The sequence below is a fragment of the Bacillus inaquosorum KCTC 13429 genome, from assembly GCF_000332645.1.
GTDB classification, from domain to species: domain Bacteria; phylum Bacillota; class Bacilli; order Bacillales; family Bacillaceae; genus Bacillus; species Bacillus inaquosorum.
Genome location: NZ_AMXN01000003.1, coordinates 306595 through 321889 on the forward strand (window position 1 = coordinate 306595; position 15295 = coordinate 321889).

Below are 15295 nucleotides of genomic sequence, written 5' to 3' on the forward strand. Positions count from 1 at the left end.
AATAAATCGTTATGGTGATTACTGCTTGCTGATAAAAGCAGATAATTCGTCTACTGAAATCTCAGTTGACTCACCCGTTTTACGGATTTTCACTTCGACAATTCCTTCGTCAGCCCGTTTTCCGACAGTGATGCGGATTGGAAGTCCGATTAGATCTGAATCAGCAAATTTTACGCCGGCGCGCTCAGCACGATCGTCATAGAGCACTCCATAGCCTTCCGCTTTTAAATCGGCATACAGCTTTTCAGCAAGCTCTCTTTGGGCATCGTTTTTCATGTTCAAAGCAAGAATATGAAGATCGTACGGCGCAACGCTTTTTGGCCAGATTAACCCTTTTTCGTCGTGATGCTGTTCAGCAATAGCAGAAAGCGTTCTTGACACACCGATTCCGTAACAGCCCATCAGCATTGGCTGCGCGCGTCCGTTTTCGTCTAAGTATGTCGCATTCATCGCTTCTGAATAGCGTGTTCCGAGCTTAAAGACTTGTCCGACTTCGATTCCTTCCGCAAAGCGGATTGTGCCTTTACCGTCTGGTGAAAGATCACCTTCTTTAATAAATCGAAGATCGGCAAATTCTTTAATTTGCGCATCACGGTTCACGTTGACATTTTGATAATGATGATCTCCTTCATTCGCACCGGCAACAGCATTGACCATTGCTTTCACAGCATGATCGGCATAAACTTCAACATCTTGATTGACACCGACAGGGCCGACAAATCCTGGCTCTGTTCCGAGCTGCTGAATGACCTCTTCATGTGAGGCAAGCTCCACAACTTCTGCATGAAGCAAGTTTTTCACTTTAATATCGTTGACTTCATGGTCGCCTCTTACAAGCACTAAGACAAAACGGTCATCTGCTTTAAACAATACTGACTTAATGCAGGCTTCAGCGGAAACCTGTAAAAACGCAGTCAGTTCTTCGATTGTTTTCACGTTAGGCGTGTGAATTTTCTCTAAAGCTTTAGGCTCTTCATCAGAAGAGACCTCTTGATAAAGAACTTCAGCCATTTCGATATTCGCCGCATACTGTGATTCATCAGAATACGCAATTGTATCCTCTCCGATTGCAGACAGTGCCATAAACTCGTGCGTATCCTTTCCTCCCATTGCGCCTGAATCGGCGATGACAGGTCTTACATTAATGCCGCAGCGGACAAAAATATTAGAATAGGCCTCGTACATTTTTTGATACGTTTCATCCAGGCTCTCTTCAGATGCATGGAAAGAATACGCATCCTTCATAATAAATTCGCGGCCTCTTAACAAACCAAAGCGAGGACGTTTTTCATCTCTGAACTTAGACTGAATTTGATACAGAGTCAGAGGGAGACGCTTATAGGATTTAACCTCATCGCGAACAAGTGAAGTGATAACTTCCTCATGCGTTGCCCCTAAAGCAAACTCACGGCCATGACGGTCTTTTAGTCTCATCAGTTCAGGACCATACGTATACCATCTGCCTGATTCCTGCCATGTCTCAGCCTGCTGCAATGCGGGCATAAGCATTTCTACGGCATCAATTTTCTCCATTTCTTCACGAACAATCTGCTGAATGTTTTGAATCACCTTATACGCAAGAGGCATATAGCTGTATACCCCGCTCGTATTCTGTCTGATAAATCCTGCTCTCAGAAGAAGCTGATGACTTTTTGCTTCGGCATCAGCTGGAACTTCACGGAGCGTAGGAATAAGCGTCAAGCTTTGTCTCATTTCTTCGCACCTCTGATTGATTTACTTTTCATTTACAAGAACAGCCGCTGGATATCGTTCCATGTGACGACCAGCATAAGAAGCATTAAGAAAGCTACCCCGATAAACACAACAAATGCTTCTTTTTCTCTGTTAATCGGTTTGCCCCGAATCGCTTCAATAAATAGAAATAACAGCCTTCCTCCGTCAAGTGCCGGAATCGGAAGCAAGTTGACAATCCCAAGGTTAATGCTTAAAAACGCAGCAAACTGGAATAAGTTAACTAACCCCGTTTTCGCCACTTGGTCTGTCATATCATATATGCCGACAGGACCTGACAACATATCAAGTTTAAATTGGCCTGTTACTAATTTGCTTAAGTTGGTTAAAATGGCTTTGGTGACATCAACTGTTGATGTCGCGCCGTAAGCAACTGCTGAGAGAACGCCTTTTTCAGTCGGCGCATAGGAACCGAAACGTCCGATTGTCTTTTTGCTCTCATCTTTCACAGCTTCCGGAGTCACTGAAATATGAAGCGTTTTGTTATCTCTTTTTACTGCAACGTCCATTTCTTTTTCCGGGTTTTCTTTTACAGCGGAGACAATGTCAGTCCAAGACCTCATTTTCTCACCGTTAATGCTTTGAATGTAATCCCCTTCTTTTAGCCCTGCCTCGGCCGCCCTTCCATTGTCAGTCAGCTGCCCGAGCACAGGCTCATTTGACGGCACGCCTTGAACAAGTCCAAGCATTACTAAAATGACGTAAGCTAAAATAAAGTTCATAATCGGCCCTGCAGCAATCGCTTTAATCCGCTGCCACACAGGTTTGGAACCAAATTGGCGATTATACGGCGCAATCTGTACCTCTTCTCCGTCTACAATGAAAAAGGATGTTTCGCTGACAGTAAAGCTGGAAAGCTCATCCTCTTTCCCCTGTTCATAGCCGGTGATCTTCATGTCATGCTCTAAATCCGCTGTTTCCACTTCAATGACTAAAGCATCCGGGTATTTTTCCTTTTGATTGATGATGACTTTCTCAACTTGATCATCTTTATTAAAGAGAAGCCCGACCGTGTAACCGGGTTTCACCTCAATCATTTCCGGGTCTTCGCCTGCCATACGGACAAATCCGCCGACCGGAAGCAGCCTGATCGTATAAACTGTTTCATTTTTTTTGAAAGAAAAAATTTTTGGACCGAAGCCGATCGCAAATTCACGGCAGAGAATTCCCGCTCTTTGGGCTAGCAATAAATGGCCCAGTTCATGGAAGAAAACGAGCGTTCCGAAAATAATGATAAACGCTATAACTGTATTCACGAACATACCACCTTATGTGAGTATTGAATTGACGTATCCCCGGGTATCTTTGTCCACTTCTTGAATGTCCGCCAGGCTCGGTTTTTTCATTACCTGATGGCGGGATAGTGCCTTTTCGATACAGTCTTCAATAGCCAAAAACGGTATCTTGCCGGCTAAAAAGGCAGCGACAGCTACTTCATTTGCCGCATTTAGCACTGTCGGCATTGTTCCTCCTATTTTACCTGATTCAAAAGCAAATTGTAAGCATCGGAACCTGTCAAAATCAGCTTTCTCAAAATGGAGGCTGCCGATTTCCCATAATTCAAGCCTTTTCGCATCTGGTAATGGCAACCGGTCAGGATAAGTGAGCGCATATTGGATTGGTACTCTCATATCCGGAGTTCCGAGCTGTGCGATCACACTTTTGTCATGAAACTCAACCATTGAATGGATGATGCTCTCCTTATGTAAAACTACATCAATTTGTTCATATGGTATATCGAATAGCCAATGTGCCTCGATCACCTCTAATCCCTTATTCATCATTGTAGCCGAATCAATCGTAATTTTTGCACCCATTGACCAATTCGGGTGTTTTAATGCATCCTCAACTGTTACTGATTCGAGCTCCTCCCGCGTCTTGTCCCGAAAGCTTCCGCCGGATGCCGTAATGATGAGGCGTTCAATGTTTTTAGCCTGTTCGCCTTGAAGGGCTTGAAAAATTGCCGAATGCTCACTGTCAACAGGCAGCAGCGGAACATCATATTTCTTAGCATGTTCTTTTACTATATGCCCTGCAGTGACAAGAGTTTCCTTATTTGCAAGCGCAATTGTTTTTTTCTGTTCAATTGCCTTTAACGTCGGGATAAGACCGACGCTTCCGAGCAAGGCGTTGACAACAATGTCAACCTCCTCCATCACTGCTGCTTCTATCAGTCCTTCTTCTCCCAGCCCGATTTGGCACTCAAAAGAAAAAGACATTTGTTTTAATTTATGATATGTATCCAGATCACCGACAGAGACAAACTTTGGCTGAAAGGCCTCAATCATTGGTACGGCCTTATCAATATTTCTGCCAAACGACATAGATACCAGCTGAAATTGATCTTGATGCGTACGCAATACGTCAAGAGTCTGTTCGCCGATTGATCCTGTTGCTCCTAAAAGACAAATATTTTTCAAAGCTGCCACTACTCCTATTCTTTTTGCTGCATGATCAGTCTCATATTCATATTAGACTTTTTTATGAAAAAAGGGCAAGCAGAAAGTACAAGAAAGGCATGACAAACAAGAAACTGTCAAAACGGTCTAATATACCGCCATGCCCGGGAAGAATCTTCCCAGAATCCTTTACATCGTAATGTCTTTTCAAGGCGGATTCCACTAAATCTCCAAGTTGTCCGAAAACAGACAAAAACAGCGTGATCAAAAGCAGATAGATATACGGGATCGGAAGATGTGCAAAAAGCTGAAAAATCGTCGCCAGTACAAGTGCGATGACAATTCCGCCTGCAAAGCCTTCCACTGTTTTGTTCGGACTGATTTCAGGCCACAGTTTTCGCTTACCAAGCGCTTTCCCGACAAAATATGCACCGGAATCAGTGGACCAAATCACAACACACGCGTAAAAAATGTATGTTAACCCGTATTGGTCAAGATTTCTGATTTCTATAAAATAATGAAAACACATTCCGATGTAAATTGCTGCAAGCGTAATAAACCCGACTTCATCAAAAGTAAAGGTGTTTTTCACCAACACTGTGTAAGTCAGCAAAAGCAGTACCGCAAACAAAGCGATTTCCATTTTTGAAATACCATTCGCTTCAAAAAACGAATACTGGCTTGGCAATAAGAACATCCACAATAATAAAAGACTGATCAAACCCGGCAGTGAAACCAGCTTCAGCTTTTTCATCCGTAAAAGCTCAAAAAGCGCCACACTGCCCATAGCATAAATTAATATGGTGAACGGCAATTTCCCGACAATAACCAAAAATAAAAATACAATTGCTGCCAGAACACCTGTCAAAATTCTTTGTTTCATGTCCACCATCCTCTAAATTCCGCCAAACCTCCGGCCCCTCTGCTGATATTCTGCTAACGCCTGTAAGAAGTGATCTTCTTTAAAGTCAGGCCACAAGACGTCAGTAAAGACAAATTCACTGTAGGCAACCTGCCATAGCATAAAATTGCTCAGTCTAATCTCGCCGCTCGTTCGAATTAAAAGTTCAGGATCCTGCAAAGATTCAGTCATTAAATAATTAGAAAAAAGCGATTCATCAATGTCTTCAATATCCAAAGAGCCTTCCTTCACTTTTTCCGCGAGTGCTTTTGCAGCAGTGACAATTTCAGTACGGCCTCCATAATTGAGAGCAAAATTAAGGATCATTCCGTCGTTTTGCGCCGTATCCTCTACAGCCTTTTCAATCGCACGTAATGTGTGCGCCGGCAAAGCCGTTTCATCTCCTATGATCCGAACCTGTACATTTTCCTCTACAAGCTCTGGAAGATACGTATTTAAAAATTCTTCTGGAAGCTTCATTAAAAAATCGACTTCCATTTTCGGCCTCTTCCAGTTTTCTGTTGAAAATGCATACAATGTCAATACTTTGACACCTAGTTCGTTCGCAAGCTTCGTTGTCCTTTTTACCACCTTCATTCCTTCATGGTGGCCTGCAATTCGGGGAAGAGAGCGTTTTTTAGCCCAACGGCCATTTCCATCCATGATAATGGCGATGTGTTCGGGAATTTCTCCCTTAAGTATGTCTTCTTTTGTATAACGTTCTAAGTTGGAAGCCGCAGTTTGCTGGTTCTTCCAATTTTTGAGTATGTTGAGCATGAGATTCCTCCGTCACCCAAAAAGGTTGCATTCCCTGCTGATAACCGATGTAATCAACAGTATTAACAAAAAAACCCCCTGTAAACATGAGAGGGTCTTTTCACTATTATCTATTGTACATAGTTTTTCATTAAACTTCCATGATTTCTTTTTCTTTGTCTTTTGTGACACTGTCAATTTTTGACACATATTCATCTGTCAGTTTTTGAACGTCTTCAGTTGAAGCACGCAGTTCATCCTCAGTAATGTCTCCGTTTTTCTCAAGTTTTTTGAGATCATCGTTAGCATCACGGCGAACGTTACGGACAGCTACTTTCGCTTCTTCAGCATATTTTTTCACAACTTTTACTAATTCCTTGCGTCTTTCTTCTGTTAATGCCGGAATCGCAATTCGAATCATGTTGCCGTCACTTGTTGGCGTAAGGCCTAAATCAGCTTTTAAAATCGCTTTTTCGATATCGCCGATTGCTGATTTATCATATGGCGTTACAACGAGCATACGAGCTTCAGGCACGTTAATAGAAGACAGCTGATTTAAAGGTGTCTGTGCTCCGTAATATTCAACCGTTACTTTATCTAATAAAGATGGATTTGCACGGCCTGCACGTACTGTAGCCAATTCGCGCTGATAAGCAGCAATTGCTTTTTCCATTTTTTCTTTTGTTTGAGTTAATACTTCTTTTGACACGTTATTTCCCCCTCACGATCGTTCCGATTGATTCACCGATAACGGCACGTTTGATATTTCCTTCTTCCATAATAGAAAAGACGATAAGCGGAATGTCATTATCCATGCATAAAGATGATGCTGTTGAATCCATGACTTCCAGGCCGTCTTTTAGAACGTCAAGATAAGAAAGTGATTCATACTTAACAGCTGATTCATCTTTTCTAGGATCAGCATTATACACACCGTCAACATTATTTTTCGCCATTAAAATAACGTCTGCTTCAATTTCAGCAGCCCGCAGTGCAGCTGTCGTATCAGTTGAGAAATATGGGTTTCCTGTGCCCGCAGCGAAAATAACGACACGTTTTTTCTCTAAGTGGCGTATCGCTTTTCTTCTTATGTACGGTTCAGCAACTTGTCTCATTTCAATGGATGTTTGCACTCTGGACTGGATTCCGAGTGTTTCCAAGCTGTCTTGAAGAGCAAGCGAATTCATAACTGTCGCCAGCATTCCCATATAGTCAGCAGTTGCACGGTCCATGCCCAGGTCACTTCCTGTTTTTCCGCGCCATAAGTTGCCGCCGCCTACTACAACAGCCACTTCGACATCAAGCTCAGCGATTTCTTTCACTTGCTTTGCAATGGATTGAATGACAGTTGGGTTAATTCCGTTACCCTGTTCTCCTGCCAATGCTTCCCCGCTAAGCTTTAATACGATTCGTTTGTATTTTGGTTTTTCCATGATAACCTCCAAGTGTAAACATTGCCGTTTTCTATTATGCAAGAGAAAAAAAAGTTTGTAAATATAGTTTTAAAAATAGGGAACACAAAGTGTGTCCCCTATACTGCCTGAAAAGACGCGATTTGGCCGCGAAATCTTTTCGCCATTATTTTTTCACTTGGTTCATTACTTCTTCAGCAAAGTTTTCTTGACGTTTTTCGATGCCTTCTCCAACCTCATAGCGGACATAAGTTTGAACAGTTGCGTTTTTCGCTGCAACAACTTGTTTTACTTTTTCATCTGGGTTTTTAACGAACGCTTGGTCTAAAAGACAAATTTCTTCGAAGAATTTGTTCAGACGGCCTTCAACCATTTTCGCTACGATGTTTTCAGGTTTGCCTTCTTGAAGGGCTTGCTGAGTTAAGATTTGACGCTCATGGTTTGCTTCTTCTTCAGATACTTGATCACGAGAAATGTAACGAGGGTTAACCGCGGCAACGTGCATTGCGATATCTTTCGCAGTTTCTTCGTCAGTTGTACCGTTCAGAACAGTTAATACGCCGATGCGGCCGCCCATGTGAAGGTAAGCACCGAATGCAGAGTTTTCGTCTTTTGTAAGAACTGTAAAGCGGCGAAGAGTGATTTTCTCACCGATTTTAGCAACTGCGCTTGTGATGTACTCTTCAACAGTAGAGCCGTTTTCCATTTTTTGACCCATTGCTTCTTCAACATCTGCTGGAGTATTTGCAAGAAGGTGATCAGCTAAAGTGTTAAGAAGCTCTTTGAAGCCTTCGTTTTTCGCAACGAAGTCAGTTTCAGAGTTTACTTCTAAGATAACACCTTTGTTGCCGTCAGTTTTAATAAGAGTAGACCCTTCTGCTGCGATACGGTCAGCTTTTTTCGCTGCTTTCGCAATCCCTTTTTCTCTTAAAAGGTCAATTGCTTTGTCCATATCTCCGTCAGTTTCAGTTAACGCTTTTTTACAATCCATCATGCCCGCGCCAGTTTTTTCACGCAGTTCTTTTACTTGCTGTGCAGTAATTGCCATTTGTATTCCTCCTTATATGTTAAACAAGAGTATGTATCTTACACATTTTTCTTGAAAAAAGGTGATAAAAGGCAGTCCCTCTTATCACCTTTTGAATAGGTTACGCAGTTGTTGTTTCTGTTTCTGGTGCAGTTTCTTCAGCAACTTCCGCTTCTTCTTCGCCTTGCTTCGCTTCTAAGATTGCATCTGCCATTTTAGAAGTTAGAAGTTTAACAGCGCGGATAGCGTCATCGTTCGCTGGGATTACAACATCGATTTCATCTGGATCACAGTTAGTATCTACGATACCGATGATAGGGATGTTTAATTTGCGAGCTTCCGCAACAGCGATGCGCTCTTTGCGAGGATCGATGATGAATAATGCATCAGGAAGATCCTTCATATCTTTAATTCCGCCTAGGAATTTTTCAAGACGCTCTAATTCTTTTTTCAATTGAACGACTTCTTTTTTAGGAAGTACATCAAACGTACCGTTTTCTTGCATTTTTTCAATGTCTTTAAGACGTTTAATACGTTTTTGGATTGTTTCAAAGTTTGTTAATGTACCGCCCAACCAGCGTTGGTTGACATAGTACATGCCAGAGCGCTGAGCTTCTTCTTTAACAGAATCTTGAGCTTGTTTTTTTGTTCCGACGAAAAGGATTTTTCCGCCTTCAGCAGCAAGATTTTTAGTGAAGTTGTAAGCTTCCTCTACTTTTTTGACTGTTTTTTGAAGGTCAATGATGTAGATTCCGTTACGCTCCGTGAAAATGTAACGCTTCATTTTTGGGTTCCAACGGCGTGTTTGGTGACCGAAGTGAACACCAGCTTCAAGCAATTGCTTCATAGAAATGACTGACATGTTATTTCCTCCTAATATAATGGTTTTTTTCCTCCGCTTAGGTCATTTTTGTGCAGAACTGCCGCCTGCAGCACCCTCTGCATAAATCGTTAAGCGTGTGTATTTAACACCAAGACATAATATAACACAGCTTTATCCGACAATCAAGAATCCTTTACACCTTTGGAGCGAAATTTTAAAAATAGCTCGATTTCTGTCTTCCCACTCTTCAGTTTCTGGGCAATTTGACTGGCCGAATACCCCTGCTCATATAATTCTATGACCTGGTCTTCAAATGATTGGACATCGCTGTTTACGCTCTCTTCCTGAAGCTCAACCGCAGTAATCAGACCTTCAATATGTTCAGGAAGATTCTCTTCTTCTTGAACTGCATCCCGCTCTGAATATTTTTCAGAGTGCTGAAGGTCTGGCTTTTTGGTTTCTTCCTCAGTTTGACTTGAAGGTGGACCGGTATTTTCTATCAGTTTCTCATTTTCTTCTTTTAATTCAAGAAGAAATGCCGCCAAGGTGTTTTCCGTCTCTTCAAGTATCTTCTTTTGCTGTTTTTCTGTTTCTTTCACAGCCGCGAGCCTCGTATACAGAATAATGACAGCGTACAAAAGAGCGCCGTGGAGCGTAAAGCTTAAAAGCCATAATAGTGTTGACATGTTTTTCACTCGCTAACCATGAAATTCATTATTGAATCACTTTTTCCAGCAGATTCTTTAATTTAAATAGTGCCTTTGAATGGATCTGTGATATGCGGGACGTAGATAGATTTAATACTTGTCCGATTTCTGTCAATGTCAACTCCTCTTTGTAGAACAAACTGACCACCAGCTGTTCTTTTTCAGAGAGTTCGTGAATTTTTTCAGCAAGCTGTGCAATCAGTTCATCCTTCATAATCTTTTCTTCAGGCGGCACATTTTTGTCATCTCTGATCATGACCTGAATGTTTTCACCGTCATCTTGATCATGGAGCTTTTCATCAATTGACAGCAGATTTGCAAAAAAACCTTCATTCATTGTTGACACTACATCCTGTACCGTCATTCCGAGTTCCTCTGCAATTTCTGCGGGCGATACGTTCCGAAGATAGCGCTGTTCAAGCTTTTCAATTGCTGCTTCAACCTTCTTTGTTTTTTCACGTGAGGTTCTGGGCAGCCAATCTTCTTTACGAAGCCCGTCTATGATTGCGCCGCGAATTCTAAACGAGGCGTAGGTATCAAATTTTAAGTCCCGGCTGGGGTCAAATTTTTCAAGGGCATCATATAAACCAAGCATACCAAGGCTCATAAGATCGTCTTTATGCACTGATTTAGGCAGTCCGACAGAAATTCTGCCTACATGATATGTGACAAGCGGCATGTAACGGCGCATTAAATCGTCACCGGCTTTAGGATCTTTCCACTCTTTCCAGCGCGTCCAAAGCACCTGATCTTCATAATTCAAGGATTGCATTGTTATCCCCCTAATACCTTAATTAAATCGTTTTTTCACCTTGTTTAACAGTTCGAATATGCAGCATGCAGGACTTCGGTTCAAATTCTATCGTCCGGCCGCTTGAGCCGCCCGTATCTTCACTCATAATAGGAATATTATATAAAGACAGCTGTTCCTTTATCGCTAATACATTTCTCGGTCCGATCTTCATCAAATCATTTGTCGATTTAAACTTAAACATCTCTGACCCGCCCGCAAGCTTTGCTTTTAATGCAAATTTCCGGCAACCCGCTTCTACCAGCATATCAATCGTGGTCTTTACGGCGGTGTCAGCATATTTAGCCCGATTGAGTTCGGCAGTTTTAGATAACGTTGAATCCGGCAGCATAACATGGACAAGGCCCGCCGTTTGCTTTTCTTTATCATAAAGCACCAGCCCCACACACGATCCCAAACCAGAGGTCCGGATGGTGTCCGGGAAGCGGGCGATCTTCACGTCAGCAATTCCTACCTTTACAACAACAGCATCAGTTGTACTCATAATGATGCACCCAAGGCGACAAAGAGCTTTTCAAATGAATCATAGTCCGGCAGCATAAACATATGCGCTTTCAGCTCCTGCTGATGGCTTTGGTCAAAAATCGACGTGTCGACAACAATAGCGTGTTCTCCAACCTGACTGAGCTCCATCAGCCCTTCGCTGATCACAGCGCCGAACATATCCAATGAAACTTCAGGAACACTAGGATAAAGCTGTAGTTTCGTCAAATCCGCCAAGGCCGTTAAATATGATCCTGCTAAAATATTGCCCAGTTCATGCAAAGCGGATGAACTCATATGATCTTCGCCTAAGTCCTCTATATCAAAATCGGGGTTTCCAATCAGCTCTCTGATAAACTGCTCCGCCTGATAAAAAGGCATTATAAAGAACATCGAACCCGTTAAATCGCCTTCCATTCTTAAAAAGATGCTGGCAACCGGGATATCAGCGCCGCCGAAAAAATCGACAAGCTCATCGAAAGACAGCAGCTTTGCAAACGGGACTTCCATATCTATCTTTCTATTTAACAGCTGGGCCATTGCAGAGGCGGAGTGGCCGGCGCCAATATTGCCGACTTCCCGCAAAATGTCCATCTGCTCTTCTTTGATTCCATTAAAAATACTCATGTCATAACCCCTTTAAGATTAAGCTTGATCGGGCACAGCGGACTGAGATGATTCTTTATCCAAAACCGCGTTCGCATCAATAATATTTAATAGCCTGTTCTCTTGCTTCACAATCTGTTTGATCGACACATCCGTATCTTTCTGGATGCTTTCTGGAGCGGATTCTATTTCACTTTCGTGTACGGTGATCACATCATTGGCTTCATCCACAATCCAGCCGACTTCAGTATCGCGATAAGCAATAATGATAATTCGTGTTTCATCCGTAATTTCATACTCTGGCAAATTCAGGCGCTTTCTTAAATCAATAACCGGAGTCACCACTCCGCGCAAATTGATTACCCCGCAAATATATGGTTCGACGCCAGGCACTCTCGTTGGTTTTTGCCATTTTTCAATTGATTTCACCTGAGTGACAGAAATAGCATATTCTTTGCCATTTACCACAAAGACAATCATTTTTTCGCCTGTTTTAATTTCTGCAGTCATGTGAGACACCTCCTCGAATGGTTAAATAATCAGTGCATTACAATCAATAATAAGCGCTACTTCTCCGTCTCCTAAAATAGTAGCTCCGGAAATTGCAAAGACGTTTGTTAAATAATCTCCGAGTGATTTCAGCACAACTTCCTGCTGGCCAATAAAGGAGTCCACCACAAATGCAGTAGGTTTGTCGCCTTTTTTCACGACAATGATATGGAGCTGTTCCGCATCTTGTCTTGAATCTTCTATTTTAAACTCTTCTTTTAAATAAACGACAGGGACAATGTGTCCTCTAAAGTCAATCACTTCACGGTCATGCGTTTGCAAAATGTCTTTTCTATCAATAACTGCTGTTTCAATGATTGAAGAAATCGGAATGGCAAATGTCTCTTCTTCCAATTTAATCAGCAGTACTGAAATAATGGACAATGTAAGCGGAAGCTGGATGCTGAACAAAGAGCCTTGACCTTCTACAGATTTCACACTGACTGAACCGCCAAGAGACTCCAGTTTATTTTTCACAACATCAAGTCCGACACCGCGTCCGGAAATATCAGAAATTTGATCAGCAGTTGAGAACCCTGGAGCAAAAATCAATTCGTAAATTTCATTGTCTTCTAAGGTTTCAGCTTCTTTTTCCGTAATGACCCCGCGCTCAAGCGCTTTTTCAAGAATTTTTTTGCGATTAAGGCCTGCACCGTCATCCTCTACTTCAATAAAGACATGGTTGCCGCTGTGATAGGCTTTAAGCACAACTTTTCCTGATTCTGGTTTTCCCTTTTGCAAACGTATTTCCGGCGACTCGATACCATGGTCAATACTGTTTCTGATCAAGTGAACGAGAGGATCTCCGATTTCATCAATTACTGTTCGATCCAGTTCAGTTTCCGCACCGATGATCGAGAGTTCGATTTTTTTATTCAGCTCTTTTTGAAGCTGGCGAATCATTCTCGGGAACCGGTTAAAAACGGTTTCAACCGGAACCATTCTCATATTAAGAATAATCGATTGCAAATCTCCGGAAATTCTCGTCATTCGTTCAACCGTTTCAGTCAATTCATTGTGCTCAAGCTCTTTTGCAATCTGCTCGAGACGCCCGCGGTCAATGACAAGCTCTTCAAATAAGTTCATTAAAGAATCAAGTCTGTCAATGTTGACACGAATTGTTTTAGATCCGCCGTGCTTCGCCTGTTCATCGTTTTTAGCAGGCTGTTTTTGTTTCTCCTGCTTCACAGGTACAGCTGCTGGTGAATCTGCCGGCTTAGATTCTTCCGGCTTTTCTGCTGATGTTAAAGGAGCCCCTTGAATGACTTCAACATGCTCAATTTCTGAAACGCCATTGATCAATTGTTCAATCTCTTCCGCTGATTGATGTGTTAAGAAGCAAACTTGAAAGTCAGTGCCGAAATCTTCGGTTTCAAGCACTTCCGCACTTGGGATTGTTTTCGCTACTTCTCCGACTTCATTAAGCTTTTCAAACACCATATATACACGAACTGCTTTTAACATACAGTTTTCGTTCAGAGAAATCTTGATTTCATATCGTTTGAAGCCTTGCTCCTCCGCTTCTTGTATGACAGTCCGTTCAAATTCGTCATATCCCCAATCAGATGCTAAATTTTCTGCTACTGCAGGTTCCCCAGAGGCAGCCGTTTCAGCGTGCGCACCATTTACATCAAGCTTTGCGCTCACTTCTGAGATATCTCTTTTACCATCCCCGCCGTCAATAATGGACTGAACCATAGCTTCCAGGTGATCCAGAGCTTCAAACAAGATATCCAGCCAGTCTGAGGTAACTGCCATATCTCCGTTTCGGATTGCATCCAGCACGTTTTCAAGCAGGTGGGTTAGATGTGCTAAATCCGTATAGCCCATCGTTGCGCTCATTCCTTTTAATGTATGGGCAGCCCTGAAAATATCATGAACGAGCTGAAGGTCAGTCGGGTCTTTCTCTAAAAGGAGAAGCTTTTCATTACATGTTTGTAAATGTTCTTTACTCTCATCAATAAAGACATCTAAATACTGATTCATATCCATTTGAATCACACCCTCTCTTTTTTCACACAGCTTGTGATGGATGCTGCGATATCTTCCACATGTTTAATCTCATGAATGAGGCCCGCTTTAACAGCAGCTTTCGGCATCCCATATACGACACAAGATTCTTCAGACTCCGCAATGGCTTTCACATTGCCGGCCGTAAGCATGTCCTTTAGGCCGGCAGTGCCGTCACTGCCCATTCCGGTCATGATGACCGCTACTTTTTCATAGTCTGCCAGTTTACCGACAGAACGGAATAAATAATCGGCTGATGGCTTATGACGGCTTGGCGTATCGAGATTATCAAGAACGATCTGGAGTCCTCCGCTATTTTTGATAACGGATATGTTTTTTCCGCCCGGTGCTATGTAAACACAGCCGTTAAGAGCTGTTTCGCCATCTTTTGCTTCTTTTACTTGAATGTCGGATAAATGATTCAGCCGCTCAGCCAAAGAAGCAGTAAAGCCTTCAGGCATGTGCTGAACAACAACCACTGGTGCGTTCAAATCCTTAGGGAGCTTCGGTATCACCTTTTGTAAAGCCCTTGGCCCGCCTGTTGATGTGCCGATGCATACAATTTGTCTGCCTGTGCCGGGTTTCGGTTTGCTTAATTCAGGCTTTACAGCACGTACTATAGGGTCAGGCCGAACTGCCTGTGAAGCAGGATGTTTCCGCTTGCCGGAAAGTCCAGCCGCGACGACACGCTCAACTAATTGTTCTTTAATTTTGTACAAATCCAGAGATATTGAGCCTGATGGCTTTGTGATAAAGTCAAAGGCACCGATCTCTAAACAATTAATTGTGCACTCTTTTCCTTTCTCGGTCTGGCTTGACACCATGATGACCGGCAAGTTATAAATCTCAATGATTTTGCGCAGTGTGTCTGTCCCATTCATGACCGGCATTTCAACATCAAGAGTAACAACATCCGGCTTTAGTAATTTAATTTTCTTAAGCGCTTCTTCTCCGTTTCTCGCAGTTCCGATTACTTCTATCTGCTTTTCCTCGGTTAGAAAATCACTTATCATTTTTCTCATGAAAGCTGAATCATCAACTACAAGCACACGAATCAAA

General features: G+C 42.4%; 16 protein-coding genes. All 16 read right to left on the reverse strand.

What is annotated here, in order from left to right; translation table 11 throughout:
- Positions 1-18 precede the first annotated feature (18 nt).
- A complete protein-coding gene (gene proS, locus BSI_RS11770; protein WP_003238503.1) occupies positions 19-1713 on the reverse strand; it encodes a proline--tRNA ligase in 1695 nt (564 codons plus the stop codon).
- Positions 1714-1745: 32 nt separating this feature from the next.
- Positions 1746-3014, reverse strand: coding sequence for an RIP metalloprotease RseP (rseP, locus tag BSI_RS11765; protein ID WP_080030823.1), 1269 nt, complete (start codon positions 3012-3014; stop codon positions 1746-1748).
- A 6-nt stretch (positions 3015-3020) separates the two neighbouring features.
- Entirely contained in the window at positions 3021-4172 is a 1152-nt protein-coding gene (gene dxr, locus BSI_RS11760) for a 1-deoxy-D-xylulose-5-phosphate reductoisomerase (protein WP_003238505.1), read from the reverse strand.
- A gap of 61 nt (positions 4173-4233) precedes the next feature.
- Positions 4234-5043 carry a phosphatidate cytidylyltransferase gene (gene cdsA / locus BSI_RS11755; protein WP_080010796.1) on the reverse strand — a complete coding sequence of 270 codons (810 nt, stop codon included), beginning with the start codon at positions 5041-5043 and terminating at the stop codon, positions 4234-4236.
- 3 nt (positions 5044-5046) lie between these two features.
- Positions 5047-5829 (reverse strand): undecaprenyl pyrophosphate synthase, encoded by a 783-nt coding sequence (gene uppS, locus BSI_RS11750; protein ID WP_003238507.1) that lies wholly within the window; start codon positions 5827-5829, stop codon positions 5047-5049.
- A gap of 130 nt (positions 5830-5959) precedes the next feature.
- Entirely contained in the window at positions 5960-6517 is a 558-nt protein-coding gene (gene frr, locus BSI_RS11745) for a ribosome recycling factor (RefSeq protein ID WP_003238508.1), read from the reverse strand.
- Position 6518: 1 nt separating this feature from the next.
- Positions 6519-7241 carry a UMP kinase gene (gene pyrH / locus BSI_RS11740; protein ID WP_003238510.1) on the reverse strand — a complete coding sequence of 241 codons (723 nt, stop codon included), beginning with the start codon at positions 7239-7241 and terminating at the stop codon, positions 6519-6521.
- Positions 7242-7386: 145 nt separating this feature from the next.
- Entirely contained in the window at positions 7387-8268 is an 882-nt protein-coding gene (tsf, locus tag BSI_RS11735; RefSeq protein WP_003238511.1) for a translation elongation factor Ts, read from the reverse strand.
- A 100-nt stretch (positions 8269-8368) separates the two neighbouring features.
- Complete coding sequence (gene rpsB / locus BSI_RS11730; RefSeq protein ID WP_003220918.1) at positions 8369-9109, reverse strand: 30S ribosomal protein S2; 741 nt, start codon at positions 9107-9109, stop codon at positions 8369-8371.
- A gap of 143 nt (positions 9110-9252) precedes the next feature.
- Entirely contained in the window at positions 9253-9756 is a 504-nt protein-coding gene (locus BSI_RS11725) for a hypothetical protein (RefSeq protein WP_003238512.1), read from the reverse strand.
- Positions 9757-9784: 28 nt separating this feature from the next.
- Positions 9785-10549: an RNA polymerase sigma-28 factor SigD gene (gene sigD / locus BSI_RS11720; RefSeq protein WP_003220911.1), complete on the reverse strand. Its 765-nt coding sequence runs from the start codon at positions 10547-10549 to the stop codon at positions 9785-9787.
- A 22-nt stretch (positions 10550-10571) separates the two neighbouring features.
- The gene (cheD, locus tag BSI_RS11715) at positions 10572-11072 is read right to left on the reverse strand and encodes a chemoreceptor glutamine deamidase CheD (RefSeq protein WP_003238513.1); all 501 of its coding nucleotides are present in this window, start codon (positions 11070-11072) and stop codon (positions 10572-10574) included.
- Positions 11069-11698, reverse strand: a complete 630-nt coding sequence (cheC, locus tag BSI_RS11710) for a CheY-P phosphatase CheC (protein WP_003220907.1) — start codon at positions 11696-11698, stop codon at positions 11069-11071. The genes cheD and cheC overlap by 4 nt, the downstream gene beginning before the upstream one ends.
- Before the next feature lie 18 nt (positions 11699-11716).
- The gene (cheW, locus tag BSI_RS11705) at positions 11717-12187 is read right to left on the reverse strand and encodes a chemotaxis protein CheW (protein WP_003238516.1); all 471 of its coding nucleotides are present in this window, start codon (positions 12185-12187) and stop codon (positions 11717-11719) included.
- Positions 12188-12208: 21 nt separating this feature from the next.
- Positions 12209-14218 (reverse strand): chemotaxis protein CheA, encoded by a 2010-nt coding sequence (cheA, locus tag BSI_RS11700; protein WP_032732053.1) that lies wholly within the window; start codon positions 14216-14218, stop codon positions 12209-12211.
- A 5-nt stretch (positions 14219-14223) separates the two neighbouring features.
- Entirely contained in the window at positions 14224-15294 is a 1071-nt protein-coding gene (cheB, locus tag BSI_RS11695) for a protein-glutamate O-methylesterase CheB (protein ID WP_003238518.1), read from the reverse strand.
- Between the last annotated feature and the right edge of the window lies 1 nt (position 15295).

Excerpts from the sequence above, each read along its gene's own strand:
- proS (WP_003238503.1), bottom strand. The coding sequence starts at position 1,713 with ATGAGACAAAGCTTGACGCTTATTCCTACGCTCCGTGAAGTTCCAGCT.
- rseP (WP_080030823.1), bottom strand. The coding sequence starts at position 3,014 with ATGTTCGTGAATACAGTTATAGCGTTTATCATTATTTTCGGAACGCTC.
- cdsA (WP_080010796.1), bottom strand. The coding sequence starts at position 5,043 with ATGGTGGACATGAAACAAAGAATTTTGACAGGTGTTCTGGCAGCAATT.
- uppS (WP_003238507.1), bottom strand. The coding sequence starts at position 5,829 with ATGCTCAACATACTCAAAAATTGGAAGAACCAGCAAACTGCGGCTTCC.
- pyrH (WP_003238510.1), bottom strand. The coding sequence starts at position 7,241 with ATGGAAAAACCAAAATACAAACGAATCGTATTAAAGCTTAGCGGGGAA.
- tsf (WP_003238511.1), bottom strand. The coding sequence starts at position 8,268 with ATGGCAATTACTGCACAGCAAGTAAAAGAACTGCGTGAAAAAACTGGC.
- rpsB (WP_003220918.1), bottom strand. The coding sequence starts at position 9,109 with ATGTCAGTCATTTCTATGAAGCAATTGCTTGAAGCTGGTGTTCACTTC.
- BSI_RS11725 (WP_003238512.1), bottom strand. The coding sequence starts at position 9,756 with ATGTCAACACTATTATGGCTTTTAAGCTTTACGCTCCACGGCGCTCTT.
- sigD (WP_003220911.1), bottom strand. The coding sequence starts at position 10,549 with ATGCAATCCTTGAATTATGAAGATCAGGTGCTTTGGACGCGCTGGAAA.
- cheD (WP_003238513.1), bottom strand. The coding sequence starts at position 11,072 with ATGAGTACAACTGATGCTGTTGTTGTAAAGGTAGGAATTGCTGACGTG.
- cheC (WP_003220907.1), bottom strand. The coding sequence starts at position 11,698 with ATGAGTATTTTTAATGGAATCAAAGAAGAGCAGATGGACATTTTGCGG.
- cheW (WP_003238516.1), bottom strand. The coding sequence starts at position 12,187 with ATGACTGCAGAAATTAAAACAGGCGAAAAAATGATTGTCTTTGTGGTA.
- cheA (WP_032732053.1), bottom strand. The coding sequence starts at position 14,218 with ATGGATATGAATCAGTATTTAGATGTCTTTATTGATGAGAGTAAAGAA.